At 68.6% G+C, this 1113-nt stretch carries 1 pseudogene; it reads right to left on the bottom strand.

Annotation, left to right across the window (positions count from 1 at the left end):
- Window positions 1-306: pseudogene (locus ABZV94_RS41895) on the bottom strand (restriction endonuclease); the annotation flags it as partial.
- Between the last annotated feature and the right edge of the window lie 807 nt (window positions 307-1113).

Below are 1113 nucleotides of genomic sequence, written 5' to 3' on the forward strand. Positions count from 1 at the left end.
CTCGACCTGCTCCACCCGGGTCAGGGCCGCGGCCCTGAACGCCGGAGCACGGCACCCGGCCGCCAACAGCCCCTGCAACGACTCGACCCGTGCGTCGATCTCCGCCGTACGCCGCCGTGCCTCCGCCTCGCGCTGCTCGCGGTAGGCCGCCTTCTGCTCGCGATGACTGCGCGCGAGGTCCCGCTGGTGCGTGCGTTGTCGCCTCTCCTGATCCTGTTGGTACCTGGCTTGCGCCTCACGTTGACGTTGCTGTTGGCGCTGCGCTTCAGCCCAGACACCGACCAACCCATTGGAGCGACGGCTCATGCTCGACAGGCCCTCCCCACCAGCGCCCCGGCGCCCGCGCGTCAGGACCTGGCCCCATAACCAGCAGTGATGAGGCGACTTTACTGGGCAACTACGCGGGCGCCCATGCCCTTGCCGCACCGGCTCGCACTGACCGGCCCGGACCGCCGCGGATCGGGTGGCCGGTTGACCAATCGTTGGTCAACTGTTGGTCAACCGCTGCACCACCCTGAGGACTTGGCCCGCTCCGTCCTCGGTCTGCATCCGCTGTGCCGCCATCGAGGCGGCTCGTGCGTACGTCTGCTGCCGCACGACCTGGCGGAGCGACCCGGCGAGGCGTTCGGCGGTCAGGGACCGGAACGGTTGGTGGGTCCGGGAAGACGAGGGCAGTCCGACCCCGGTCTCACGTTCCGGCCAACCAGCAACCAGAGCACTCCGCTCCCGTCCCGCGCCAGCTCACGCAAACGGCCCCGGACGAGAAGTCCGAGGCCGAGTAGAGCCCGTCTCCGGGGGAAACCCCAGGTCGTGGCACCGTCGCTCCTCCTGGGGTCGGACCGTTGTCAGTGCCACTTGCTAGATTGCCTGGTGGATAGAGACCGGTCAGAGAACCTTCGAGGTCCGCGGTCAAGGGGGGCGGGCATAAAGGTCCCCGGGAGCCACCTCGGGACTATGTTGCAAGCCGTAGATCCCCGCCCCCCTCACCCTCCAAGAGGCCAGCGGTCGGCACCTCCACTGAACGGTGGTACTGGGAAGGCTCCCTCAATTGTCCCCAGGTGCGATACGGCGATCGGCGCTCTCGGTGTCGTCGTCGTCCACGTCTACGTGGGC

Origin of the sequence: Streptomyces sp. NPDC004658 (genome assembly GCF_040609555.1) — a bacterium.
GTDB lineage: Bacteria > Actinomycetota > Actinomycetes > Streptomycetales > Streptomycetaceae > Streptomyces.